Source organism: Bacillus paramycoides (assembly GCF_001884235.1).
GTDB lineage: Bacteria > Bacillota > Bacilli > Bacillales > Bacillaceae_G > Bacillus_A > Bacillus_A paramycoides.
The window spans coordinates 49,079-74,461 of record NZ_MAOI01000025.1 but is presented as its reverse complement, the minus strand read 5'-3'; the positions used below and the strand labels follow the sequence as shown (position 1 = coordinate 74,461).

Genomic DNA, 25,383 nt, shown 5'->3' with positions numbered 1-25,383 from the left:
GCTCAGCTGGGAGAGCGCCTGCCTTGCACGCAGGAGGTCAGCGGTTCGATCCCGCTAGGCTCCATCTAAATAGAGAAAGCTTACATCAAATGATGTAAGCTTTTTTTGTGCTTAAATTTTACTGGGAAAGGCAACTTTCGTATTTGTCGTTTAAAATGAAGAAAAGGCGTAAATAAGGAACGGGGGATAATTATGAAAGTTGTCATTGCATCTGATTCATATAAAGAAAGTTTGAAAGCTATGGAGGTATGTGAAGCTATTGAAAGAGGTTTTGCAGCGGTTTTTCCTAAGGCAGAGTACGTTAAAGTGCCGATTGGAGATGGAGGTGAAGGAACAGTCGAATCTCTTGTTGATGCTACAAGGGGGAGAATTATATCACTTAATGTGACAGGGCCACTTGGAGAGAGCATACAGGCTTTTTACGGTATGTCTAAGGATAAGAAGACAGCATTTATTGAAATGGCAGCAGCATCAGGACTACAACACGTTCCGATTGAAAAGAGAAACCCACTTATTACAACGACGAAAGGGACAGGAGAACTTATATTGCATGCGCTAGATCAAGGAGCCAAACATATTATCTTAGGACTTGGAGGAAGTGCTACAAATGATGGTGGGGCAGGTATGCTGTCAGTTTTAGGAGTAAGGTTTATAAATGGGAAAGGTGAAGTAATAGAGCCTTCTGGAGGGACATTACAGTTCATTACTGCTGTTGACCTTTCTAGGATTGATTCACGCTTAGAGAACATAAAGATAGAGGCAGCATGTGATGTGGACAATCCGTTAGTTGGATTGAGGGGAGCGTCTTTTGTATTTGGGAGACAAAAGGGTGCGAATGTAGAGATGATGAAAGAGCTAGATGAGAATTTAAAACATTATGCTAATATACTTAAACAGTATGTATCTTTTGATGTATCTGAAATGCCTGGTGCTGGAGCAGCTGGAGGAATGGGAGCAGCTGTCGTTGCAGTGTTAAAGGGAAAACTACGAAAAGGAATTGAAATTGTATTAGATTATACAAATTTTGATAAGCGTATAGAAGGTGCTGATCTTATTGTAACTGGTGAGGGCAGAATAGATGAACAAACGGCTTATGGAAAGGCACCTGTTGGTGTTGCGGGGCGTGCGAAAGGTCTTCATATTCCTGTAATTGCTATTGGTGGATCAGTATCTCCGAATTATACAACTGTTTATGAAAAGGGAATTGATGCAGTATTTAGTACTACAGCAAGTCCAATGACATTAGAAGAGGCATATAAAGTAGCAGAAGAGAATATCGAAATGACAGCGAAAAATATTGCAGCAGTGTGGAAATTAGCGTCAGAAAAACGCTTCTAAATGTAGAAGCGTTATTTTTTATCCTTCCATTTGCGGACAGCTAGTAAAAGCACGATTGGTGAGAGCTAATAATCAGTGAGGGATGGAAAAACGCACTGATTATTAGCTGATTGTATTAGTTGATAGAGAAGCTAGTTGTTTCATTAAGTTAATTTTATGCATAGAATAGTCTTAAAATTTGGATTTCAACGCAAATATAAGTGCATAAATTGTATATCCATGCAGGAAAATGTCGAGTTGAGTCAGACTATATAAAAGATTTAAAATATTTAGTGAAGGCATAAAAGGGGGATACTATCTATGAAAAAAGAAATCTCAGTTATTGGAGTTCCAATGGATTTAGGACAGATGCGTCGTGGGGTTGATATGGGACCAAGCGCGATCCGTTATGCAGGGGTAGTTGAAAGAATTGAACAAATTGGATATGACGTAAAAGATATGGGAGATATATGTATAGAGAGAGAAAAAGAAGTAGATGAAAATACAAAACTAAGAAACCTTACACAAGTTGCAACTGTATGTAACGAGTTAGCAACTAAGGTTGATCATATTATAGAAGAAGGTCGTTTTCCACTTGTATTAGGTGGTGACCATAGTATTGCTATCGGTACGCTGGCTGGTGTAGCGAAACATTATAAAAATTTAGGTGTTATTTGGTATGATGCGCATGGTGATTTAAATACAGAAGAAACTTCACCATCTGGAAATATTCACGGTATGTCACTTGCTGCAAGTTTAGGCTATGGACATCCTGCACTTGTAAATTTATACGAGGCATACCCGAAGGTGAAAAAAGAGAACGTTGTAATTATCGGTGCACGTGCATTAGATGAAGGAGAAAAAGACTTTATTCGTAATGAAGGTATTAAAGTATTCTCAATGCATGAAATTGATCGTATGGGTATGACAGCTGTTATGGAAGAAACAATTGCGTATTTATCTCATACTGATGGTGTTCATTTATCATTAGATTTAGATGGTCTTGATCCTCATGATGCACCAGGAGTTGGAACGCCTGTAATTGGTGGTCTATCTTATCGTGAAAGCCACTTAGCGATGGAGATGTTAGCAGAGGCTGATATTGTTACATCTGCTGAATTTGTTGAAGTAAATACGATTTTAGATGAGAGAAACAGAACAGCGACAACAGCGGTTGCTTTAATGGGTTCTTTATTCGGTGAAAAACTAAAATAAATGTAAGAAAAGCAACTGAGAAGTTGCTTTTTTTATTTGAAAATAGGCGTATAATAATGACTTATATTATACTGTAGGATAAGAAAGTTTGACATCTTACCAATTTAAGCTGAAGGGGGTCGTTTGTAATTGTTGTTTGTTTCATGTATGGTATAATTAACTAGTTGTTGGAAATACATACAGATAGAGCATAAAATAATATTTCAATATATGGATAGAATTGCTCGTAAGTAGGAGGAAGGGTTAGCATGCCTTTTGAAGATACGACCATTTTGAAATATCTTAGTACGGCATTAGATATTGCTGTTGTATGGTTTATTATATATAAGCTAATTCTTATAATCCGTGGTACGAAAGCTGTGCAACTTTTAAAAGGTATTACAGTTATTATTGTCGTCCGGATGATTAGTATTTTACTTGAATTGCATACGCTATATTGGCTAACGGAGCAAGTATTAACGTGGGGATTTTTAGCCGTTATTATTATCTTTCAGCCAGAATTACGAAGAGCACTTGAGCAGCTAGGACGGGGGAGCTTATTTTCGCGTGTGGGAACTCACGAGGAAGATGAACCTGAAATTGTTGCAACAGCGATTGCGAAAGCAACGGAATATATGGGAAAACGTAGAATTGGTGCATTAATCACTTTGTCAAAAGAGACTGGGATGGGTGATTATGTAGAAACGGGTATTCCGCTGAATGCATATGTGTCATCGGAATTACTCATTAATATTTTTATCCCTAATACCCCTCTTCATGACGGAGCAGTAATTATGCAAGGAAGTACAATTAAAGCAGCAGCATGTTATCTTCCGTTATCAGAAAGTCCTTTTATTTCGAAGGAGTTAGGAACACGACATCGCGCTGCAATGGGAGTTAGTGAAGTCACTGATAGTATTACAGTAGTTGTGTCGGAAGAAACAGGTCAAATTTCTTTAACGAAAAACGGTAAGTTACATCGTGATTTGAAGACAGAACAGCTGAAGGATATGTTGTTAGCAGAATTTAGTGGGAACGAAAAAACGACTTCTTCGTCTTTATGGAATTGGAGGAGAAAGCGTCATGGATAAGTTAATGGAGAATCATTGGTTTTTAAAAGGAATCTCATTACTATTGGCGTGTATGCTTTTTATGTCAGCAACTTTAACTGACAAAAATACGACATCGAGTGTATTACCTTTCGTAAATGAAGGGAAAGAAACATTAACTAATTATGCTATTAACCTTAAGTATGACGAAGAGAAGTATATTGTAAGTGGTATTCCAGCAGAGGGAGTCAAGGTAAAATTAGAAGGTCCCAAAGCAGCGGTTGCTGCAACAAAAAACAAAAGACAATTTGATATACCAGTTGATTTAGAAGGCCGTCCAAAAGGAACTTATGAAGTTTCTTTAAAAGCGAACGGGCTTCCAGATGAAGTGAAAGGGACAGTTCAACCATCAACAATTAAAGTCACTCTTCATGAAAAAGCGAAAAAGTATGTTCATGTAGATTTAAAATTATCCAATGAAGATCAGATGCCAGCAGGTGCTACCGTTGAGAAATCAAGTATTAAGCCTGACACTGTTGAAGTAGTTGGAACAAAAGAAGAAATAGAAAGTATTTCATCTGCTAAGGCATATATAGATTTAAAAGGTGTTAATAAAACCGTTACAAAAACAGCGGAGGTTACATTGTACAATAAAGAAGGAAAACGTTTAAATGTAAAAACGAATCCATCTAAAATAAGTGTAACAGTGAATGTAGCGACACAAGCTACAGCAAATAACGTAGAAAAAACAGTTCCTTTAACATATGCGAAAAAAGGGAATTTACCAGAAGGTTTAGCTGTTACAAATATTAACGTTGAACCAGGAGAAGTAACGATAGCTGGTCCAAAAGACATTTTGGATAATATACAATCTATAGAGGGGGTCGAGGTAGATCTTAGTCAATTGACGGATTCTACAACATTCGATGCCTCTGTTTTATTGCCAAAGGGTGTCACAAGTGCAAAACCAAATCAAGTGAAGGTTTCGGTAGGGGTACAAAAAGTAAAGCAAACGAAAAGTAAAACTATTGATGGTATCCCGATTCAAAAAAATGGAATTCCGAACGATGTTACTGCTCAGCTACTTTCGCCGCAGGATGGGAAGATAAGCGTTGATATTTCAGGAGAAGCAAGTATAGTAGATAAAATAACAGCTGCTCAAATAACAGCGGTGATTAATCTACAAAATGCATCTCCGGGAACAAAAGATATTTCTATTCAAGTAAGCGGCCCTGGTAATATTTCGATCGAGCCAAAACAAAAAAGTGCTAAAGTTACAATTGTGAAGAAAGAAAAGCCAGATAAAGAAGTACAGGGTAATGTTGAACACCCGGATTCAACAAACAATCAGGGAAATCAAACTGAAAAGCCAAAAAATCCTGAACCAGATCCAGAAAAGGATCAGGAAAAAAATAAAGATAAAGACAAAGAAACTGGTCAAGAACCGAGCAAAGAACCAACAGTAGATAATCAAAAAGAGCAAGAAAAAGGAGCGAATCATAATGGGTAAATATTTTGGTACAGATGGAGTACGCGGGGTTGCAAATAAGGAGTTAACACCTGAATTAGCGTTCAAAATTGGACGTTTTGGAGGCTATGTATTAACAAAAGATACAGACCGTCCAAAAGTAATTATCGGCCGTGATACACGTGTATCTGGACATATGTTAGAAGGGGCCTTAGTAGCAGGTCTATTATCAACTGGAGCAGAAGTAATGCGTCTTGGTGTTATTTCTACACCAGGTGTGGCTTATTTAACAAAGGCGTTAGATGCACAAGCAGGTGTTATGATTTCTGCATCTCATAATCCAGTACAAGATAACGGAATTAAGTTCTTCGGTTCAGACGGTTTTAAATTAACGGATGAGCAAGAAGCAGAAATTGAAGCGTTATTAGACAAAGAAGTTGACGAATTACCACGTCCAACAGGCACTAACCTTGGACAAGTGAGTGATTACTTTGAAGGTGGACAAAAATATTTACAATACATTAAACAAACTGTAGAGGAAGATTTCTCTGGCCTACATATCGCTTTAGATTGTGCACATGGTGCTACATCTTCTTTAGCTCCATATTTATTTGCAGATTTAGAAGCCGACATTTCAACAATGGGAACTTCACCGAATGGTATGAATATTAATGAAGGCGTAGGATCTACACATCCAGAAGTATTAGCTGAATTAGTAAAAGAAAAAGGTGCTGACATCGGACTTGCTTTTGATGGCGATGGAGACCGTTTAATCGCAGTAGACGAAAAAGGAAACATCGTTGATGGCGATCAAATTATGTTCATTTGTGCGAAGTACATGAAAGAAACTGGTCAATTGAAACATAATACAGTTGTTTCAACAGTTATGAGTAACTTAGGTTTCTATAAAGCACTTGAAGCAAACGGTATTACAAGTGATAAAACAGCAGTTGGTGACCGCTACGTAATGGAAGAAATGAAGCGTGGTGGATATAATCTGGGCGGAGAGCAATCAGGTCACATTATCTTACTTGATTACATTACAACTGGTGACGGAATGTTAAGTGCACTTCAACTTGTAAACATCATGAAAATGACGAAAAAACCATTATCTGAGCTTGCAGGTGAGATGACGAAATTCCCACAATTACTAGTAAATGTTCGTGTAACAGATAAAAAACTAGCATTAGAAAATGAAAAAATTAAAGAGATTATTCGTGTTGTAGAGGAAGAAATGAACGGCGATGGTCGTATTCTTGTTCGTCCATCTGGAACAGAGCCACTTATTCGCGTAATGGCAGAAGCACCAACACAAGAAGTTTGTGATGCTTATGTACACCGTATTGTAGAAGTTGTGAAAGCTGAAGTTGGCGCCGAATAATTTGCTGAATTTGTTTTAAAAGGAGCACAAGAAGTGCTCCTTTTTCATATGTTTTATAGACAATGAAAAAAATTTCATTGACGGTTTATATTGTTTGTTATAAGATGGTCTTGTTCTTTTTCTCAAAGTAAATATTGTAAATTATAAAAGCGCCAGAACTACAAGTAGTGTAGTTGACGAGGTGGAGTTTATCGAGATTTCGGCGGATGACTCCCGGTTGTTTATCACAACCGCAAGCTTTTACTTAAAACATTAAGGTGACTTAGTGGACAAAGGTGAAAGTGTGATGAGAGAAAAGGAACGGATGAAAACTAGCTGTATAAGTGTATACGGACTTAAACCCAATTGAGAGGAAGGTGAAAGCCGTTACAAGCTTACAGGGCTAGCAATATGTAATCCGTTTTTTTAATATAAATAAATGGTATCGGACTATGTCGTTACATGTTCGCAGAGCAGTGTAAGCAGTTGTAACGGCGACTAAACATGTGTGGAATCGTAGGATTTATTGGAGAGCAAGATGCAAAGGAAATTTTATTAAAAGGTTTAGAAAAGCTAGAATATCGTGGATATGATTCAGCAGGTATTGCAGTACAAGCAGAGAACGGTGTTGTTGTATACAAAGAAAAAGGCCGTATTGCAAAACTTCGCGAAATCGTAGATGAGAATGTAGCAGCAAGTGTGGGAATCGGTCATACACGCTGGGCTACACACGGTGTTCCAAGCAAAGTAAACGCGCATCCGCATCAAAGTACATCAAAACGCTTTACACTAGTTCATAACGGTGTAATTGAAAACTATGAGTTAGTGAAAAAGGAATATTTACAAGATGTAACGTTCGTAAGTGAGACAGATACAGAAGTTATCGTACAGCTTATGGAACAACAAGTAAGCACAGGACTAAGTGTAGAAGATGCATTCCGTAACACATTATCTCTTTTACATGGTTCTTATGCAATCGGACTACTTGATGCTGAAAATCCAAACATGATTTATGTTGCTAAAAACAAAAGCCCGCTATTAGTAGGTGTTGGTGACAACTTTAATGTTGTGGCGAGCGACGCTATGGCGATGTTACAAGTTACAGATCAATTTATCGAGTTAATGGATAAAGAAATCGTAATCGTAACAAAAGAAAGTATTACAATTAAAAACTTACAAGGTGAAACGATTGAACGTGCACCTTATACAGCGGAATTAGACGCAAGTGATATTGAAAAAGGAACGTATCCTCATTTCATGCTAAAAGAAATCGATGAGCAACCACTTGTAATCCGTAATATTATTCAAAAGTACCAAGGTGAAAATGGCGAGATTGAACTGGATGCAGATATCCGTAATGCAATTTTAGATAGCGATCGTATTTATATCATTGCATGCGGAACAAGCTATCATGCAGGTCTTGTTGGAAAGCAATTCATTGAGAAATTTGCGAAAGTACCAGTTGAAGTACACGTAGCAAGTGAATTCTCTTACAACATGCCATTATTAACAGAAAGACCATTCTTCATTTACATCTCACAAAGTGGTGAAACAGCAGATAGCCGTGCAGTACTTGTGCAAACAAATGAAATGGGTCATAAAGCATTAACAATTACAAATGTACCTGGTTCTACGCTTTCTCGTGAAGCTGATTATACACTTCCATTATACGCAGGACCAGAAATCGCAGTTGCATCGACGAAAGCATACACAGCTCAGCTTGCAGTGCTTTCAATCTTAGCGGCTGACATTGCAAAAGCAAAAGGTGAAGTTCTTGAGTTCGATTTAACACATGAATTAGGACTTGTAGCAAACGCAATGGTAGTACTTTGTGATCAAAAAGAAGAAATGGACGCATTAGCAAAACAATTTTTAGCAACAACGCGTAACTGCTTCTTCATTGGACGTAGCGTAGACTTCTTCGTAGGTTTAGAAGGTGCGTTAAAACTAAAAGAAATCTCTTACATCCAAGCAGAAGGCTTTGCTGGAGGAGAATTAAAACACGGTACAATCGCCTTAATCGAAAACGGTACACCAGTTATCGCCCTTGCTACACAAGAGCACGTAAACCTTGGAATTCGCGGTAACGTGAAAGAAGTAGTAGCACGCGGAGCTAACCCATGTATCATCTCAATGAAAGGCTTAGAAATGGAAGGCGACAGCTTCGTATTACCAGCTGTACATGAAGCACTAGCACCGCTAGTAGCAGTTATTCCATTACAACTTATCTCATACTACGCAGCACTTCACCGCGAGTGTGACGTTGATAAGCCACGTAACTTAGCTAAATCTGTTACGGTTGAGTAGGAGATTGATAGGTTAATAAATATAGTATTGATTTAAAATAAAGTCGCGACGTTTATTAGAAACACCCCTTTGGATATTTTTATCTAAAGGGGTGTTTTTGTATTGAAAAGAAAAAGAACATCTAAAATTGATAAGTGGATTAAAGTGGATAGAGGAACAGAGTCGCTTTTATTTATCTGAATTTTTCGTTATTATTTAAGCATAGGCGCATTGATTGACTAAGCGTTACAAGGGGGCTTATTAATGAAAGTGAAAGAAAAAACATATTTAAGTATAGAAGAGATTATTTCATTACCAACCTTATCAGGTACAAACATAAGTGATGATGGCAAAAACGTAGCATTTGTTAAAAAGACAGCTAATTGGACAGACAATACATATAGGAATCATGTATGGATATATGAAAAAGATAAGGAGCAGAGCTATCCACTAACAACTGGGGATATAGATAGTACACACCCATTATGGTCTCCAGATTCTAAGAACATTGCATACCTTAGCCCAGTTGGTGACGGGGATAATAAAAATCAGATCTTTGTTAAGTCAATAGATGGTTATAGTGGGGTTCAAATTACTGATGAGAAAGAAGGGGTTAGTAATTTCAAATGGGAGCCTACTGGCAAGGGTTTTTATTATGTTGCACAGTCAAAAGAATGTGAGGTGATAAAGAAACGCAAGGAACTATATGGAGACTTCCATCATATAGGTAAGGAATGCCAGAATAATTGTTTATACTACATTGAAATAGAAAAAGTGATACAAAATGATAAATATGAACATGAAAATAGCGTTTTTTATCAACTAACTGATGGAAAGGATTTTCATATCCATGAATTTGATATTTCAAATGATGGGAAAAAGGTTGTATTTATGGCTACACCAAGCTCAAATATGGGAGATTATATAAATGGTGATCTATACATATTAGATATTAAAGCTGGAGAGTTACAAAAGCTGAATATAGATAAGTTATTGGGAGGGAGCGTTTGTTTTTCTCCTGAAGGCAGCAAAATATGTTACTCAGCAAGCATAAGGGAGAAGGATTACTATAAGACTCATATACAAGACAGTACGTTAGAGATATATGATATTAATAGTGGAGAGTTAATTCAACCTTTAGCAGATTTTGATAGCACGGTTATTCCGTTACGGTGGACAGCTAAAGGAATTTTAATTGGATGGCAGAACAAAACTAATTATCTTATTGGGTTGCTATCTGAGGATGGCACTGTGGAAATGTTAAGTGAACAAGTAGATAGCTTTATAATGGATGCTTCTATAACAAGGGATGGGAATCATATATCCTATAATAAGGCTATAGCAAATGAGATTTTCGAAATCTATTTAGACGATAAAAAAATAACGAATGAAAACAGTCTTTTCAAAGGAAAGCTTAAAAGTAATAGGGAAATAATCTCATGGAAAAGTAGCGATGGTCTTGAAATAGAGGGTGTTTTATCAACCCCAGTAGAGTTTGACGCAAATGAAAAATATCCCTTATTAGTGGTAATCCATGGTGGTCCAGCTTGGGCATCCTTTCCAATATTTTCAGACTGTTTTAATGAGAAATATCCTATTGAACAGTTTATCGAAAAAGGCTTTATAGTTTTAGAACCAAACTACAGGGGAAGTTCTGGCTATGGTAATGAATTCTTAAAAGCAAACTATAGAAAACAGGGAATTGCTGACTACGAGGATGTTATATCCGGAGTGGATAAACTAGTTGAAGAAGGGATTGTAGATAAAGATAGAGTAGGGGTTATGGGATGGAGCAACGGGGGATATATATCAGCTTTCTGTTCTACATTTAGTAGTAGATTTAAGGCGATTTCAGTTGGAGGCGGAATTACTAACTGGAGCACCCATTATGTAAATACAGATATACCTTACTTTATTAGAATGTATTTAGGAGATAATCCATGGAATGATTCAGATATATATGCTAAAGCATCACCAATGACATATATTAAATCGGCCTGTACGCCTACCCTAATCCAACATGGTGAAAAGGATGCAAGAATTCCAACTACAAATGCATATGAGCTATATCAAGGATTAAAGGATATGGAAATTGATACAGAATTAATTATATTTAAAGGAATGGCATATAGTTCTGACCAGCCAGGAATTCATGTGGCTATTATGAAGCAGAATTTGATGTGGTTTTCACATTATATTCTTGGAGAAAGTATGAAGGATTTTAGGGCTTTATAATGGATATTCTCATAGGATATATAAGGAAGTTTTAAGTGACAACGAGTTGTTTCGTTAAAAGGACAGATTGTTGAAAAAGAGACTCAATAAATTATATAATTTATTGTAAACTGCATTCAAACAATTATTGAGCAAATTTATTATAAAACATTATAAGTAAACACAATTCGGAGGACTAATATGACAGAGAATAAAAATGAGCTATCAGTAGAACAACGTGAAGAGTTATTTAATGTATTGAAAGCTCGTTTTGAGAAGAACATGAATCGCCATGAAGGTCTTGAATGGGCTAAAGTTGAAGCGAAGCTGAATGCTAATACTGAGAAATTATGGTCACTTAACGAAATGGAAATAACGGGTGGCGAACCAGATGTCGTTAGTTATGATAAAGAGAAGGACGAGTATACTTTCTATGATTGTTCAGCGGAAAGTCCTAAAGGTCGCAGAAGCCTTTGTTATGATCTTGAAGCGCTAGAGTCAAGAAAAAAACATAAACCAGAAAATAACGTTATTGATGTGGCAACTGCAATGGGTATTGAACTATTAAACGAAGAACAATATCGAGATTTGCAAAAGCTTGGAAAATTCGACATGAAATCATCGAGTTGGGTACAAACACCTTCAGATATTAGAGAACTCGGCGGTGCCATTTTTTGCGATTATCGCTTCGGGCACGTTTTCGTGTATCATAATGGGGCAGAATGTTATTATGCTGCAAGAGGTTTTCGAGGTTCGCTAAGGGTTTAAGTTTGGCTTAAATAAAAAAATTGTGTTAAGACTTGTTTTTATAAAAATAGAAAAGGCATATAACATTCATATGTTATATGCCTTTTCTATTATATATTTAGTAATTTATTTAGGTAATGTAAATTTAGCTTTTTTACCTTGTGAAATATCTTTTGCCTCTTTATTTCTCATAGGTCCTAACTCAATCTCAAAGGTTTTGTCTTTCCAAATTTTTTCATATTGTTCTTGATCTAATGTGTATACTTGCAGTAGCTCTCCAGATGTTCCAGTTTTAACAGAAGCGTTATAGTCATAATTTAAAAGCATGCCTTCGCTAAGCGTATATTGTGTACCATCATTGACTCTTAATGTAGAGCTTATAGGAGATAGCGCAACGTCTTGAGCATCTTTGTTATCAAGTTTGAATTTTACTGTTAATAGAACAATACCATTTTTGAAATTTGCAAAGCGTGGAGCTTCGACGGAATTTGGTGTGAATTGAGTAAATTGGTATCCATCTAATGTAACATTAACAGCACCTAATTCTTGACTATTATTAATACTTGATTTCTCTTTTAACATTTTTTTATCGCCCATGTTATTAGCGGTAGCTTTATCTTGGTAGAAAGTTTTATCTGCTGCAACCTTTTCAGTGCCTTGTTTGTTCAAACTTAACGAAAAGTTTCCAGGGCTACCGATTGGGGCATCAAATTTTCCTTTATTAGCCTGTGCAGCTGGAACTTTGACGGAGACTGTTGATAGGCTTGAAATTTTTGTTAAATCATCTTTTCCAAATGGATAAGCGATATAACCAGAAATGGTTTCGCCTGCTTTTACTAAATAATCATTTGTTGGAGCAAGCTTGGATGGTAGCTGGTCTTCTTTTGGGATTAAATCTTTATAGTTACTATATACTTTCTGAGCACCAGTAAATGACATGTCCAATGCCGGCATATAGTAAATATCTTTAGTTGAATTATTTTTTACACTATAATTTGCGAGAATAACTCCACCGTCTGTTTGATTATTAAAAGGGATGTTAAAGTCTGTATGGAAGCCATTTAATTCAACTAATGTATAACTATTAAGTGATACTGAAATATCCTCTGCTTTATAGATTTGTGGTTCCTTATTTTCAAAAAGAACTTTTGTTTTACCACCTGTTTCTTTCTCCATATAGGAGATCAGCTTGGAATAATCGCTTGAGTTAGTAGCTGTATCTTCAGTCTTTTTATCTTCAGTCTTTTTATCTTCGGATTTTTTATCTTCAGGTTTATTTTCTTTCGTTGTACCCGTTTTTTCTGTTTTGCTTTCTTTGGTTGCATTTTCTTTTTGTTCTTTATTTGTCGTATCGCTTTGACCGCAGCCAGTTATTAGAAAGGCTGCTACGATTACTGTAGAAAATAAAGAAATTACTTTTTTCGACATTTCTCTTCCCCCTATTTGTTTAAAACTAGATGAGTCTGTATAATCAGACCATTTACAACATATCTCACATTAGCCCCATGTTTTATTATAAAAAAACAAGACATTATTTACCAGGATTTTCTGGTTATTTTTGTTATTTTAATATCTTAATGGTTATTGTGAATAGAAACATAGTCAAAGCCTATATGTAGGTAAATCACAATTTTTTTGACACAGGAGAAGTGAAATCATCTTTGTTATTTGAAATATTCCATCTTTTTGTTAGAATGAAAAATAGAGATATATTGAAAGGGGATAAAGACTAGATATGTGGATGAACTTGTAATGATTAGAAGTTGGATCGATGAATTTTTCTCTCTCATTAGTGAGGGTTTATTTAGCTATCTATAAATCATTCAAGGACTGCATATTTGGCTTGTACATCCCTTTTGTAAGGATAGATGCCTATTTTATGTATCTGTCTTTTTTGTGGGAAAGTTTATATCTCTTATATAAAATATGCGTCCTTTAACCTGGAGGAGTATATTATGAATCAATTAAAAAATAAAGTAGCAGTTGTTACAGGCGTAAGTCGCCTGGATGGTATCGGAGCAGCTATTTGTAAAGAATTAGCTGAAGCAGGATACGATATATTTTTTACGTATTGGACGAATTATGATAAAGAGATGCCTTGGGGCGTTGATCAAAATGAACAAATACAATTAAAAGAAGAGCTAATGCAAAATGGTGTTAAAGTATCAAGTGTGGAGTTAGATTTGACTAGGGATGCTGCACCAGAACAGCTTATAAATAAAGTTACTGAACAAATGGGGTACCCTGATATATTAATTAATAATGCAGCTTATTCTACGAATAATGATTTCTCTAATTTGACTGCCGAAGAGTTGGATAAGCATTACATGGTAAATGTTCGTGCGACTACACTGTTAAGTAGTAAGTTTGCACGTGGATTTAAGAATAAATCTGGCGGTAGAATCGTTAATATTACTTCGGGACAGTTTAAAGGACCTATGGCTGGAGAGCTAGCCTATGCAACAACGAAGGGAGCTATTGATGCTCTCACTAGTACTTTGTCAGCAGAGGTAGCCCATTTAGGTATAACTGTTAATGCAATTAATCCAGGTCCAACTGATACGGGATGGATGACAGAAGAGATAAAAAGAGGATTAAAACCGATGTTTCCTTTCGGTAGAATAGGTGAACCGAAAGATGCAGCGAGGCTTATTAAGTTTTTAGTGAGCGAAGAAGCAGAGTGGATTACAGGGCAAGTTATTCATTCAGAAGGTGGATTTAAAAGATAAGTTTTTAACCCCTTTAGATAGATCTAAAGGGGTATTTTATAAAGTGAAACTTTAATCAGTGGGGGTTTTGTTCATCCCCCACTGATTATTAGTTGAACCAATTGGGCGTTTACGGGGAGTTGATCTCCCACCTAACTTCTTTGCTCCAGCCGAATTTTGAGGTAGGAGTCTTACTGCCCACAAATAGCGGGATAAAGATGAAATCTAGCTCGAAAACTTTTTATGTTCCTATAGTAATCACGACATTACCCTTCTTACGTCCTGTTTCCACATACGTATGAGCCTCTGAAATCTTTTCTAATGGGTACGTTCTATCAATAACTGACTTTAGTTTTTCTACTTCGGTTAGCTTTTTTAGTAAAAGCATATCTTCTTTGCTCACTTTTGCCATCGTTCCATTGACTGACACGTATTTACCGTTAGGAGCTAGTGCTTTCTTACAATGCTGTTTTTGATGCTTCCCAACTGCATCAAATATAATATCGTAGCGTTCGCCTCGTTCAGTAAAATCCTCTTTCGTATAATCAATTGTGTTATCAGCCCCTAAAGACTTTACTAACTCAAAATTTGAATTACTACAAACAGCTGTAACAGTCGCGCCGAAATGTTTAGCAAGTTGCACAGCGGCGGTACCTACTGATCCGGAGGCGCCATATATAAGTACTTGTTGCCCGTTTTTTATGCGTCCTTTTCTCAGAAAATGTAATGCTGAAGTTCCGCCGAAAGGAATAACTGCAGCTTCCTCATACGTCACATTGGTAGGTTTTAATGCTATCAATCCACTTTCATGTACACATGTGTATTCAGCATAACCACCAACGTTAAGTCCTGTTAATGCAAAGATGTGATCTCCCTTTTTGAATTGAGTTACATCTGTTCCTACTTCCTCAATTTCACCAGATAACTCTACACCGAGTATAGGCTTTTTCGGTTTTCTAAAACCTAATATAATTCGCATAGGAATCCAAAATAAAAGGGGACTAGTAAAGCTTCGCATTCTACAATCTCCAGTTGTTACACTTGTTGCGTGAATCTTAACTAACACTTCATTCTTCTTAGGAGTAGGTTTCTTTACGTCTTGAAGTTTGAGAACGTTAGGTGGCCCGTATTTTGTGCAAATAATTGCTTTCATAGCGACCTCCTGAATTAAGTTATTTTCCTCTATAGCATATTTAAATGTTTTTTAAATCATGCTTATAGTTTCACTTCATAATAAGTAAAAGAAAGATAGTTCTTTTTTACAGTGTAGTATTTTCCTTTTAAGAAAGTAGGTACAATAAAAATAAAGAGAAGTACTAGTGAGGTTAGAATTTCAAACGAGGAGAGTGTCATTTGAAAAAAAGAAAGATAGCAGTTGTAATTGTAGCGTATACAGCGTTGCTCGCGACATCTATACATACATATAAAGAGCAATTGGATCATCCTATTATGAGCGATGTAGGGAAGTTGCTTCCAACAAAGATTAAACGTGTTGAAAATGCTGAGGATGAGAGTTCGTTAAAAAAGCTGGTGCAAGATGCAAATGTTTCTGGAGAGAAGATTTCCATTGCAGGTATGCAACATAGCCAGGGCGGACAGACGTATTATCTGAACGGTACGATGCTTGATATGAAAGGCTATAATGAAATATTAGAGTTTAATCCGGAGAAGAAGAGGATTAGGGTACAAAGCGGTGTGACATGGAATGACATTCAGAAGAAAATAAATCCATACGGCCTTGCGGTTCAGGTGATGCAATCTCAAAATATTTTTACTGTTGGCGGTTCGTTAAGTGTAAATGTACATGGGCGTGATATTCGTCATGAAGCATTGATTGATACAGTAGAGTCGTTCAGATTGTTAATGGCAGATGGTACAGTACGTAATGTAAGTAGAGAAGAAAATGCTGACTTGTTTCCGTATGTAATTGGGGGATATGGATTATTTGGCGTGATTTTAGATGTGACGCTCAAGTTAACGAATGATGAATTATATGAAACGCATACGAAGGTAATAGATTATAAGGAGTACTCTTCATATTTTAAGGAGAAGGTGAAAAAGGACGAGAATATACGGATGCATTTAGGACGTATTTCTGTGGCCTCGAATTCGTTCTTGAAAGAAATGTATGTGACAGATTATGTATTGGCAGAAGATCAACAGAAGCTGAAAGAGTACAGTAAATTAAAAGAGGAAACTATTATAGCTGCACCAAAATTTTTGCTTGGATTATCACGTTATAGTGATTGGGGAAAGAATGTATTTTGGGATATACAAAGAAGCTATTTTGAACGTACAGATGGTAAGTACGAAACTCGGAATAATGTAATGAGATCTGATAGTGCTTTTATGGAATACGATAATCCAAACTTGACCGAAGTTTTACAAGAGTACTTTGTACCAATAGATGGTTTTGCAGAGTATATAGATGATTTACGAAGTGTTTTAAATGAAGAGGAATTAAATCTTCTTAACATTACAATTCGCTACGTAGAAAAGAATGAGAATGCGGTGCTATCTTATGCGAAAGATGATATGTTTGCGCTTGTGCTTCTAATTAATCAAGGACGTTCTGAGGATGAAATAAAGAAAACAAAAGTAGTTATTCAGAAGATGATCGATGTTACTTTAAAGCATAATGGAAGTTATTATTTGCCGTATTATTCTTATCCGGCAAAGGAGCAGCTAAAGAAAGCGTATCCTCGCATAGAAGAATTCCTTCAAAAGAAGAAAGAAGTAGACCCGGGGGAAAGATTTGTGAATTTATTTTATAAGGAGTATAGCAAATGACATATAGAAGATTTGTAGCCTCACAAAGCATTATTATGATGGCTGGTAGTATGGTATTTCCGTTTTATATACTATTGCTTCGGAATGTTGGAAATAGTTTCTCGCAGTTTGGCTGGGCGTACGGCTTATTTGCTTTAACTTCAGCCCTAGTATATCCGTTAGTTGGGAGAATTTCCGATAGAGTAGGTGATAGAAAGTTATTAATTATATACGCTTGGTCTATGGCTATATTGATGCTTTGTTTCCCAATCGCAACAGAAGTTTGGCATGTATATATTCTCCAAATTTTAATGGGTGTTTTAGGTGCTGTGCAGCGTAATACCGAGAAGACGTCGTTAGCACGAAAGGTAGCGCATAAGGAAGCGGGTTATGAAATTGGAAAGTACCATGTATGGACATCAATTGGGGGAGCAGTAGCAATTATCGTAACTGGCTACTTAGTGGATTTCTTTACGATTGGTACAATTTTTTATATTGCCTCAGTGTTGTATATGGTGAGTGGATTTGTGTTAAGTAGTAAAAAAATATAATCATTCCCATTTTTACCTGATTCCCCTTTATTTGTTATACTTATGGAGAAGACAAAAGAAAAGGGGACATTGCCTTTGATGAAATTTTTAGTTTTAGCTATTCTCACTTTGTTTTTGATTCCATGGACAAGAAGCGGTAATAAACTTCGCGCGGTGGATAAAGGGGGAGATGAGAAGGTTGTAAAGGGTAAGAAATCATCTATTTTAGTTATTCCAGTTTTATTTTGGATTGGTATTGCAATCTATGAATATTTTTGGTTAATTGATGATCGGGTAGATTCAATTCTTACTCATTATTCTGTTGCAGTAGCGATTTTGATTGGGATTGTCTTATTTTCACAAGGTAAGATAGGGAAATTAGAAGGTACTTTAAAGGGACTTCTAATGTTTGTGTTACTCGTAAGTTACGGCTATTTTGGTTATTTACATGATATAGTAATCTCGCAAAAGAAATATGATTCTGTCGTGAAGGTAGAGAAAGATATTTCAGAGCCATTTACTGAAAATGATCAACCGTTTACAGTGCCGCCTAAAACAGCGGAAAATAAAATGAAAAAGGTATTTGGTGATATTCCGAAAGTAGCTTATTTTGAGCTAGGGGAATTAACACCACAAATGGTAAATGGTGAAGCCTTGTATGTAGCACCAATTGAAGTATCAGGTTTCTTTAAAGCGCGTAAGGCAGGAACAATACCAGGTTACGTAACGATGTCAGGTACAAATCCTGATGCGGAAGCGAAATTACATCTTGGATATAAAATGAAGTATGTACCAAGCATGTTTTTCGGTAATAAGTTAGAACGTGTCGTTCGAAAAGCAGAGCCAGATTTGATTTTTAAAGGAAAGCCAAAATTTGAAGTTGATGATAAAGGGAAACCGTATTATACAATGACGTACGGTGAGTTTATTTCAGGAAGATCAGGATTTGAAGTAGAAGGCGTTGTCGTTGTTGACGCACAAACAGGTGATGTAAAGCGATATGATAAAGGGAATGCACCTAAATTTGTTGATGGTGTATTAAATCATGAAACAGCATCTACGTTAAATACGTACTTCGGGAAATATATTCACGGATTTTGGAATACGAAATTCTCACAAACTGATATGAAGATTCCGACTGAGTGGGGGACGAAGGAAGGTGTTACACCAATCTTCGGTAAGGATGGAACTCTATATTACTTTACTGATTTCACCTCTCCGAAAGAAGGAGTAGATTCTGCCCTCGGTTACTCATTAGTCGATGCACGTACAGGAAAGCTGTATTATTATAACGGAAAAGAAGTAAAGGGAATTATGGATGGTTCGGCTGCTACAGAAGTAGTGGATAATTCCTTTAAGAGAGAGAAATGGCATGGAACGATGCCGGTTATTTATAACGTATACGGTAAACCTTCTTGGATTGTACCGGTTATTGATGACGGGGGATTAGTACGTGCTCATACTGTTATATATGCTTCTAATGCAAAAGTATTTGCGACAGGTTCGACTCAAAAAGAAGCACTTGAGAATTATAAAAATGCGCTGAGCGGAAGTGGTGACTCATTTAGACCGACTTCAAATGGAAAAGAAGCGCAAAAAGAAGGTACTGTTCAACGTGTATATAAAGAAAAATCAGGTGAAAATACGATTGTGTACGTACTGTTAGAGAATGAACAAAAAGTATTTATGATACCTGTAAAAAAATTCCCATATGCTATGTTTACAGAAGTGGGGGATCCAATTCAAATCACATATTTAGATACAGGAGAGGCGATGTCATCCGTATCTAAATTTACAAATAGCAATTTGAAAAAGTAAAGCGATAGAAATTCTATCGCTTTTTTTACATTATTAAACAGGAAAATACGGGATACTTGACGTATATTTATGTTGTAACTATAATTGTTACGATTCGACATTTATATGAAAGGGTGAATGGAAAAGGTGAATGGAGTTAATCACGAAGTATATAAATCTGTAAAGACAAACAGGTTATGGATGATTCTTGTATTAGGGACACTTACGGCAATTGGGCCATTATCTATTGATATGTACTTGCCCTCTTTACCAAAGTTAACGGATGATTTACAAACGGGAGCATCTCTCGCGCAGCTGACATTAACTGCATGTTTGCTTGGGCTTTCAGTAGGACAATTATTTGTTGGTTCAATTAGTGACATTTACGGAAGGCGCAAACCTCTTATTATCGCTCTTATTATTTATGTTGCTTCTTCCTTACTCTGTGCTGTAGCACCATCTATTTGGAGTTTAGTGCTTTTACGTTTCTTACAAGGTGCTTCAGGATCTGCTGGGATTGTTATATCACGTGCAATGGTACGTGATATGTATTCAGGTTCTGAAATGACGAAATTTTTCTCACTACTTATGTTAGTAAACGGAGCGGCACCTATTTTGGCACCGATTATTGGGGGACAATTATTACAGTTCACATCATGGCGCGGCGTTTTTATCGTTCTTGGAGCAATTAGTGTATTCATGCTAATATCAGCTACTTTCGTATTACGTGAAACATTACCTCCTGAAGAAAGAGAGACAGGTGGATTGTCAGGAACGTTGGCAACATACGGAAAGCTTCTGAAAGACCGTTTGTTTATGGGATATGCATTGTCGCAAGGATTAGTAACGGCTGCAATGTTTGCTTATATATCTGGTTCACCATTTGTGTTGCAAAATATATACGGGGCATCACCGCAAGAGTTTAGTTTGTTCTTTGCGATTAACGGTATTGGTATTATTATTGCTAGCCAAATTACTGGCCGCTTAGCAGGGAAAGTCAATGAGAAAACTTTATTTGTTTTCGGTATTGTTATTGCGGCTGTTGGTGGTCTATCGTTACTACTTACAATCGTATTGGGAATAGGTCTAATTGGTGTTTTATGCTCGTTATTCCTTGTTGTATCAAGTGTTGGGGTTGTATCAACAACTGGCTTCTCGTTAGCGATGAGAAATCAAAAACAAGCAGCAGGAACAGCATCAGCTTTACTAGGTTTATTACAGTTCATTTCAGGAGCACTTGTTGCGCCGTTAGTAGGTATTGGTGGAAGTAATACAGCATTGCCGATGGGGGTTGTTATTGCACTTTGTGAAGTGGGAGCTGTGTTATGTTATTTATTTATGGCGAAACGAAGTGAAAAACAATTTGATTTGCAAAAAGGGTCAAATATAGAAGTATAGGAAAATAAAAAGTGATGACACGTTGTCATTGCTTTTTATTTTAAAATCATAAAACTGATTATTCGGTAATTTTATTGTTTTCAGTTTATTTTTTACTTATAATGGATATTGGGTCTGTCTTATATTCTATAAAGAGTATAGGGGATACAGATAATAGAATGGTATCAATAATAGGGGAGGAATATTTTTTATGTTTAAAAAGGTAAGTGCAGTAACCCTTGTATCACTTTTAGCTTTATCGCCCGTTGTAGCGTTAGCAGCACCGGAAGGTAATAATGTGAAGCAAGTAAATATGGAAAAAGTAGATCAGGGAACTGGAAATGAAAATAAGGATGCGAAATTAAAAGAACCAGAACAAAAGAAAGATCAGAATCAAGGAAATAAAGAAATTTCTAAAGAAATAGAGCAGACTATAAAACCAGAAGAAAAGAAAGAATTAAAAGAGCCAAAACCTAGTATAGAAAAGAAATTGGAACCAGTAGAAGAAAATAAACAAGGACAAAAGAAAGAGAATGTAGGACAAAAAAATGTAACACCTGCCAAACCGGTAACACCGTCAGAGCAAGTTACTAATAAACCGTTAGCGCCACCTTCTTCAAAAATAGGTGAAGATGAGGCAATAGATATATCTAATTTTAGTGGGAATGTAGTAGGAAAAGCGAAATGGGACCCGAAAGAAAATCATTATGTATTAGATATAACAGCAACAGTAACAAATAAATCTCAGGAAAAGGCAATTGACCTTTATCTTGGTATAGCTATACCAAAGGGGTTAGATGGAGATTTTAAAGATGTCCATGGAGTAGAACTTGAGGACGGTTCTAAGGCGATTGCAATTCAATTGCCAGAAATGGATGCGGGCAAAACAGTTACAAAAAATATTAAGATACCTGTTCTAGGAAATGTAGCAGGTGAAAAAGTAAGTAAAGATATCGAATTATATTTAATTGATCATGCGAATAATGAATATGAGCCTCTTGGGAAAATTAAAGGAAGTGCCAATATTGATTTCTCAGAAATGAACAAAGATATACGTTTTGAAGGGAAGGTAAAGGCAACAACATGTGTACAGAATTTAAAGGAAAATCAATTTACACTAGATTTCTTATTAACAACTCAGAATTTAACAATTGAGGACTTAAAGGGATTTGATGTGGAAATTGATGTTCCAAAAGATATTAAATTAACAATTCCTGATCATTATAAGCAAGCGGAAATTCCTGACTATTTAAAGGATGCTTCTTTACAAGAAGGGCTTCGTGAAGGGGCAATGAAGCTAGATATTAAATGGAACGGAAATATAGCGACAATCCCAGTGCAAGCAATGGAAGCAGGAGAAGGATCTGTATTGTACTTCCAAATTGTTGGTGAAACGGCTAAGAATTTAAAAGATTTAAAAGTGATCTTTACTGCAAAACGTGGAGATCAAACTGTAAAGAAACAAGTAGCGATTGAAAAAGTAGAAAATAAAGATTGTAAAAAGCAAGATGATAAAAATACAGCAGGAAATAATAATGGTGAAGGGAAAGGAACTGGAAATAATACACCTAATACAAAAGGGCCAAATTCAAATCAAGTAATCGATAAACCGAATCAAATTACCCCAACACCAGTAACACCGACACCAGTAACACCAACAAAAGTAACACCAGCACCAGTAAAAGTGAGTGATAAAGTATCTTTGCCAAAAACGGGTGCTTCACAAAATGATAATTTACTTACATTAGTGGGTGTTGTTATGCTGGCGGGAAGTGTTTTCGTATATAAACGTAGTCGTATGAATGTGAATAAATAAGAAGCGGTAAAGATACATAGTAAATTTTCCGTATAAAAAGACCTGGTAAAGTTATTACCGGGTCTTTTTATATCTATATCTATATCTATATCTTTGTTCTCTATATGTGCTTACGGCTTTGTAAGGTGGCATAGTAAAGTGGTGCAAAAGTTACTTGAATAAAGTGACGATACTGTGACAAAAATGTTGGTATATATATTAAGAAATCATCTTGAGTGCAAAATTTAGGATGTTCTCGGTATAATAAAACAAGTGGAGATAAGAGAAACTGTAATTTGTAGTAGATGTAGATAAAAGGAGAATAAGAGATGAAGAAGATTTTCGGTATTGCAATGCTTGGGAGTATGCTCCTTCTAGCAGGATGTAATGGAAATAAAGACACGAAAGATACGAAAGAACCGAAAGAAAAGGTAGAGCAATCTGCTGAACAGACAGAAGATATGAAAGTGTATCGCGAGGTACATGAAAAGTATGATGTGAAGATGAACAAAGAAATTAATAAAGCGTTACAGTTATTTGAAGTGGCAAAAGAAAAGGGCGGTAAGGAAATAACTACTGCTAAATATAAGGAAGACGTGCAAAAGGTAACAACGGGCATGTTAGAAGATATTGATCATATGCGTAAAGAAATTCGTGTACCGAAGTCGAAAGAACAAGAACATGAATTATATGTTGGCTTCTTAAATGAGTCAGAACAAGCAATGAAAAAATTGCAGAAGTTAGCAGAAGAAGAAGACTCATCGCTAATTCGTGATATAGAAATTAATTTTTCAACAGCATCGACATACTATAAACGTTTTCAAACAGAAACGGAAAAATAACCTTGCATGCGCAAGGTTATTTTTTCTTCTTATCATCTCCTTCTTCATCCCCGCATACTAATACTTTCTGCTCTTCGTGAAATTCTGAAATTGTTTGGTCGGTTCTCTTTTAGATCCAATCACTAAACTAGATTTATATGCAGGTGATGGCCCGAATAACTATGCAAAATGGCATAATAAAGAATTTGACGCTTTAGTAAAAGAAGCAGAAGCTGAACAAAATGAAGATAAACGCTTTGATTTATTGCACAAAGCAGAAGATATCATGTTTACAGATTCACCGTTAATCCCAATTATATTCCCTTCTAATTCCTACTTACAAAAGGGATCAGTACCGGGACTTCAATATTATGTTGGATCCAAGCCAGATTTAAGATATGCAAAAATAAAGAAGTAGGCAACCGCCTACTTCTTTATTTTACTTCTTTTTTATATTCTTTTTTCGTTCCATCAGAGAAGACAACTTTTAAATCGAATTTTTGATAGTCTTTATCAAGTTTGAATACATTTACTACTTGATCAATTACTTCTTGATCTGGTGTGTTTTTATCAAATTTTAATTCTTGTAGAAGAGGGCTTAATTTTGTAATAGCCTCGTCGCCTGTGAACTTTACATCTGTTTTATGGTCTTCAATTTTTGCTTCCATTTTTTTATCTGCTGCTACATTTTTATAATCAGCTTCGTAGTCTTTCTTCGTATCTTGATAGTCTGCTTTTAAATCAAATTCATTAAAGTTTAGCTTTAAATCTGCAGGAGCTTCATTCTTTGCCTCTTCTGTCGTCTTCTTATTAGAAGTTGTATCTTGTTTTGCAGGAGCTTTACATCCTGTTAATGCAGGTACTAGCATAAGAGCTAATAAAGCTGATAGTAAAATTCTCATCATAAATTCCTCCTTAATGTAACTTCGTTCTATACAAGTTTTTCCCAATTTCATGTAATTATGTATGTGTTGAAAATAAATTATTTTCTCATAGCTTCAAGGATTAATCCGCAATTTAAATCAAATAGGATTTGTATGTATACGGTAAATTGAAGTTGTGAGGAGGTACTGAAATGGATGAAGAGTATAAAGAGTTGATAAAAAAAAGCAATCGAATATATAGAGAATCATTTGCATGAAGAGCTTACGACAGAAAGAGTGGTAGCAGTATCGATGTATCATTTTCATCGTATTTTTCAAAGTTATATCGGGATGAGTGTAACGGATTTGGCAGAAAGCTTTTATGAAACGCTTTTAGAAGAGCCGGCAAATCTGCAATTTGAAGAAGTAGAAAAATAAAAAGTAGGGAGAAAAGATATGCTCAAATGTGTGAAACTGATAAGTATTAGCTTAGTAGTATCCTCGTGTATCATGGGAATCAACTATTTAATTAGTTATCTTTGGTCAGGACATATACCTTCTTTGATATGGAAAACATATTTGATGTTTATATTTATTATGAGTTTTAGTTCAATACAAAAAGAGAGCTGACAATAGTCCTTTTTGTCTTCTTATTATTAAAACAAATGCTTATCACTGTATTTGGAAATACAGGTATACTCTCCGGGATTATTTCCCGCAACATACGCAGCAAAGGGTTATTATACAATAATATTCGGCGGAGTTAGTTTAGAGAAAAATATTATTTCATTATTGTTTATTATTTTAGTTACACAACTGGTAGTAGTAATTGTTATATGTAAAAAAGGTATCCTTCATATGGATACCTTTTTTACTAGGTTTTATTATTTTGCAACTTCTGTCCATTTGTAGTTAAACTCACCGCCGAAGTCAGTTGTTACAAGTCCTTTAATAAATCCGCGTTGTAGGTAAGAACGACCTTGTTGATATAAAGGAGCAACAGCACCATCTTGTAATAAGATTTTTTCAGCTTGTTTCATTGCTTCCCAGCGAGCTTTTTCATCACCGGATAAATCTGTTTCTATGAA

18 protein-coding genes and 5 pseudogenes are annotated in these 25,383 nt (G+C 35.9%); 18 read left to right on the top strand and 5 right to left on the bottom strand.

Annotated features, from left to right (window positions below; genetic code table 11):
• Positions 1-192: 192 nt before the first annotated feature.
• The 9 genes and pseudogenes from BAU28_RS04510 to BAU28_RS04475 all read left to right on the top strand — a co-directional run bounded on the left by BAU28_RS04510 (position 193) and on the right by BAU28_RS04475 (position 11,656).
• Positions 193-1,338, top strand: coding sequence for a glycerate kinase (locus BAU28_RS04510; protein WP_071717876.1), 1,146 nt, complete (start codon positions 193-195; stop codon positions 1,336-1,338).
• A 300-nt stretch (positions 1,339-1,638) separates the two neighbouring features.
• A complete protein-coding gene (gene rocF / locus BAU28_RS04505) occupies positions 1,639-2,532 on the top strand; it encodes an arginase (RefSeq protein ID WP_002175417.1) in 894 nt (297 codons plus the stop codon).
• Positions 2,533-2,780: 248 nt separating this feature from the next.
• Positions 2,781-3,602, top strand: a complete 822-nt coding sequence (cdaA, locus tag BAU28_RS04500) for a diadenylate cyclase CdaA (protein WP_002175415.1) — start codon at positions 2,781-2,783, stop codon at positions 3,600-3,602.
• Complete coding sequence (locus BAU28_RS04495; protein WP_071717875.1) at positions 3,595-5,070, top strand: CdaR family protein; 1,476 nt, start codon at positions 3,595-3,597, stop codon at positions 5,068-5,070. The genes cdaA and BAU28_RS04495 overlap by 8 nt, the downstream gene beginning before the upstream one ends.
• Positions 5,063-6,409 carry a phosphoglucosamine mutase gene (gene glmM / locus BAU28_RS04490; RefSeq protein ID WP_071717874.1) on the top strand — a complete coding sequence of 449 codons (1,347 nt, stop codon included), beginning with the start codon at positions 5,063-5,065 and terminating at the stop codon, positions 6,407-6,409. Before BAU28_RS04495 ends, glmM begins: the two co-directional genes overlap by 8 nt.
• Positions 6,410-6,695: 286 nt before the next feature.
• Positions 6,696-6,880: pseudogene (locus tag BAU28_RS31525) on the top strand (hypothetical protein).
• Between the two features lie 12 nt (positions 6,881-6,892).
• Positions 6,893-8,695: a glutamine--fructose-6-phosphate transaminase (isomerizing) gene (gene glmS / locus BAU28_RS04485; RefSeq protein WP_002175412.1), complete on the top strand. Its 1,803-nt coding sequence runs from the start codon at positions 6,893-6,895 to the stop codon at positions 8,693-8,695.
• 243 nt (positions 8,696-8,938) lie between these two features.
• On the top strand, positions 8,939-10,909 hold the full coding sequence (locus tag BAU28_RS04480) for a S9 family peptidase (RefSeq protein WP_071717873.1): 1,971 nt from the start codon (positions 8,939-8,941) through the stop codon (positions 10,907-10,909).
• 180 nt (positions 10,910-11,089) lie between these two features.
• Positions 11,090-11,656, top strand: coding sequence for a DUF4256 domain-containing protein (locus tag BAU28_RS04475; protein WP_071717872.1), 567 nt, complete (start codon positions 11,090-11,092; stop codon positions 11,654-11,656).
• Between the two features lie 105 nt (positions 11,657-11,761).
• Here BAU28_RS04475 and BAU28_RS04470 read toward each other — a convergent pair whose 3' ends face one another.
• Positions 11,762-13,063 (bottom strand): DUF5068 domain-containing protein, encoded by a 1,302-nt coding sequence (locus BAU28_RS04470; protein ID WP_071717871.1) that lies wholly within the window; start codon positions 13,061-13,063, stop codon positions 11,762-11,764.
• Between the two features lie 527 nt (positions 13,064-13,590).
• On the opposite strand from BAU28_RS04470, the gene BAU28_RS04465 reads away from it, so the two are divergent.
• On the top strand, positions 13,591-14,364 hold the full coding sequence (locus BAU28_RS04465; RefSeq protein WP_083594530.1) for an SDR family oxidoreductase: 774 nt from the start codon (positions 13,591-13,593) through the stop codon (positions 14,362-14,364).
• Between the two features lie 220 nt (positions 14,365-14,584).
• Here the strand turns inward: BAU28_RS04465 and BAU28_RS04460 are convergent, their stop codons facing one another.
• A complete protein-coding gene (locus BAU28_RS04460; protein WP_071717870.1) occupies positions 14,585-15,496 on the bottom strand; it encodes an NAD(P)-dependent alcohol dehydrogenase in 912 nt (303 codons plus the stop codon).
• A gap of 200 nt (positions 15,497-15,696) precedes the next feature.
• Between BAU28_RS04460 and BAU28_RS04455 the strand changes: the two genes are divergently transcribed.
• From BAU28_RS04455 to BAU28_RS04430, 6 genes are all read left to right on the top strand, one after another.
• Entirely contained in the window at positions 15,697-17,133 is a 1,437-nt protein-coding gene (locus BAU28_RS04455; protein WP_071717869.1) for an FAD-binding oxidoreductase, read from the top strand.
• Positions 17,130-17,663, top strand: a complete 534-nt coding sequence (locus tag BAU28_RS04450) for an MFS transporter (protein ID WP_071717868.1) — start codon at positions 17,130-17,132, stop codon at positions 17,661-17,663. Before BAU28_RS04455 ends, BAU28_RS04450 begins: the two co-directional genes overlap by 4 nt.
• A gap of 78 nt (positions 17,664-17,741) precedes the next feature.
• Positions 17,742-19,460: a DUF3981 domain-containing protein gene (locus BAU28_RS04445; protein WP_071717867.1), complete on the top strand. Its 1,719-nt coding sequence runs from the start codon at positions 17,742-17,744 to the stop codon at positions 19,458-19,460.
• Positions 19,461-19,577: 117 nt separating this feature from the next.
• Positions 19,578-20,837 (top strand): multidrug effflux MFS transporter, encoded by a 1,260-nt coding sequence (locus BAU28_RS04440; protein ID WP_116500294.1) that lies wholly within the window; start codon positions 19,578-19,580, stop codon positions 20,835-20,837.
• Positions 20,838-21,027: 190 nt separating this feature from the next.
• On the top strand, positions 21,028-22,632 hold the full coding sequence (locus BAU28_RS04435) for an LPXTG cell wall anchor domain-containing protein (RefSeq protein WP_071717866.1): 1,605 nt from the start codon (positions 21,028-21,030) through the stop codon (positions 22,630-22,632).
• A 308-nt stretch (positions 22,633-22,940) separates the two neighbouring features.
• Positions 22,941-23,453, top strand: a complete 513-nt coding sequence (locus BAU28_RS04430) for a hypothetical protein (protein ID WP_071717865.1) — start codon at positions 22,941-22,943, stop codon at positions 23,451-23,453.
• Between the two features lie 16 nt (positions 23,454-23,469).
• On the opposite strand, the pseudogene BAU28_RS31670 reads toward BAU28_RS04430, so the two are convergent.
• Positions 23,470-23,556 (bottom strand): annotated as a pseudogene (locus tag BAU28_RS31670) (DUF3951 domain-containing protein); the annotation flags it as partial.
• Here BAU28_RS31670 and BAU28_RS04425 point away from each other — a divergent pair.
• Positions 23,554-23,850, top strand: a pseudogene (locus BAU28_RS04425) (peptide ABC transporter substrate-binding protein); the annotation flags it as partial. The pseudogenes BAU28_RS31670 and BAU28_RS04425 overlap by 3 nt on opposite strands.
• 16 nt (positions 23,851-23,866) lie before the next feature.
• Here BAU28_RS04425 and BAU28_RS04420 read toward each other — a convergent pair.
• Entirely contained in the window at positions 23,867-24,334 is a 468-nt protein-coding gene (locus BAU28_RS04420) for a YusW family protein (RefSeq protein WP_071717864.1), read from the bottom strand.
• A 173-nt stretch (positions 24,335-24,507) separates the two neighbouring features.
• On the opposite strand from BAU28_RS04420, the pseudogene BAU28_RS29005 reads away from it, so the two are divergent.
• Positions 24,508-24,661 (top strand): annotated as a pseudogene (locus BAU28_RS29005) (AraC family transcriptional regulator); the annotation flags it as partial.
• Between the two features lie 518 nt (positions 24,662-25,179).
• Here the strand turns inward: BAU28_RS29005 and BAU28_RS28995 are convergent.
• Positions 25,180-25,380: pseudogene (locus BAU28_RS28995) on the bottom strand (peptide ABC transporter substrate-binding protein); the annotation flags it as partial.
• Positions 25,381-25,383 lie beyond the last annotated feature (3 nt).

Coding starts and splice junctions, on each gene's coding strand:
- BAU28_RS04510 (WP_071717876.1), top strand. CDS start 193: ATGAAAGTTGTCATTGCATCTGATTCATATAAAGAAAGTTTGAAAGCT.
- rocF (WP_002175417.1), top strand. CDS start 1,639: ATGAAAAAAGAAATCTCAGTTATTGGAGTTCCAATGGATTTAGGACAG.
- cdaA (WP_002175415.1), top strand. CDS start 2,781: ATGCCTTTTGAAGATACGACCATTTTGAAATATCTTAGTACGGCATTA.
- BAU28_RS04495 (WP_071717875.1), top strand. CDS start 3,595: ATGGATAAGTTAATGGAGAATCATTGGTTTTTAAAAGGAATCTCATTA.
- glmM (WP_071717874.1), top strand. CDS start 5,063: ATGGGTAAATATTTTGGTACAGATGGAGTACGCGGGGTTGCAAATAAG.
- glmS (WP_002175412.1), top strand. CDS start 6,893: ATGTGTGGAATCGTAGGATTTATTGGAGAGCAAGATGCAAAGGAAATT.
- BAU28_RS04480 (WP_071717873.1), top strand. CDS start 8,939: ATGAAAGTGAAAGAAAAAACATATTTAAGTATAGAAGAGATTATTTCA.
- BAU28_RS04475 (WP_071717872.1), top strand. CDS start 11,090: ATGACAGAGAATAAAAATGAGCTATCAGTAGAACAACGTGAAGAGTTA.
- BAU28_RS04470 (WP_071717871.1), bottom strand. CDS start 13,063: ATGTCGAAAAAAGTAATTTCTTTATTTTCTACAGTAATCGTAGCAGCC.
- BAU28_RS04465 (WP_083594530.1), top strand. CDS start 13,591: ATGAATCAATTAAAAAATAAAGTAGCAGTTGTTACAGGCGTAAGTCGC.
- BAU28_RS04460 (WP_071717870.1), bottom strand. CDS start 15,496: ATGAAAGCAATTATTTGCACAAAATACGGGCCACCTAACGTTCTCAAA.
- BAU28_RS04450 (WP_071717868.1), top strand. CDS start 17,130: ATGACATATAGAAGATTTGTAGCCTCACAAAGCATTATTATGATGGCT.
- BAU28_RS04445 (WP_071717867.1), top strand. CDS start 17,742: ATGAAATTTTTAGTTTTAGCTATTCTCACTTTGTTTTTGATTCCATGG.
- BAU28_RS04440 (WP_116500294.1), top strand. CDS start 19,578: ATGGAAAAGGTGAATGGAGTTAATCACGAAGTATATAAATCTGTAAAG.
- BAU28_RS04435 (WP_071717866.1), top strand. CDS start 21,028: ATGTTTAAAAAGGTAAGTGCAGTAACCCTTGTATCACTTTTAGCTTTA.
- BAU28_RS04430 (WP_071717865.1), top strand. CDS start 22,941: ATGAAGAAGATTTTCGGTATTGCAATGCTTGGGAGTATGCTCCTTCTA.
- BAU28_RS04420 (WP_071717864.1), bottom strand. CDS start 24,334: ATGAGAATTTTACTATCAGCTTTATTAGCTCTTATGCTAGTACCTGCA.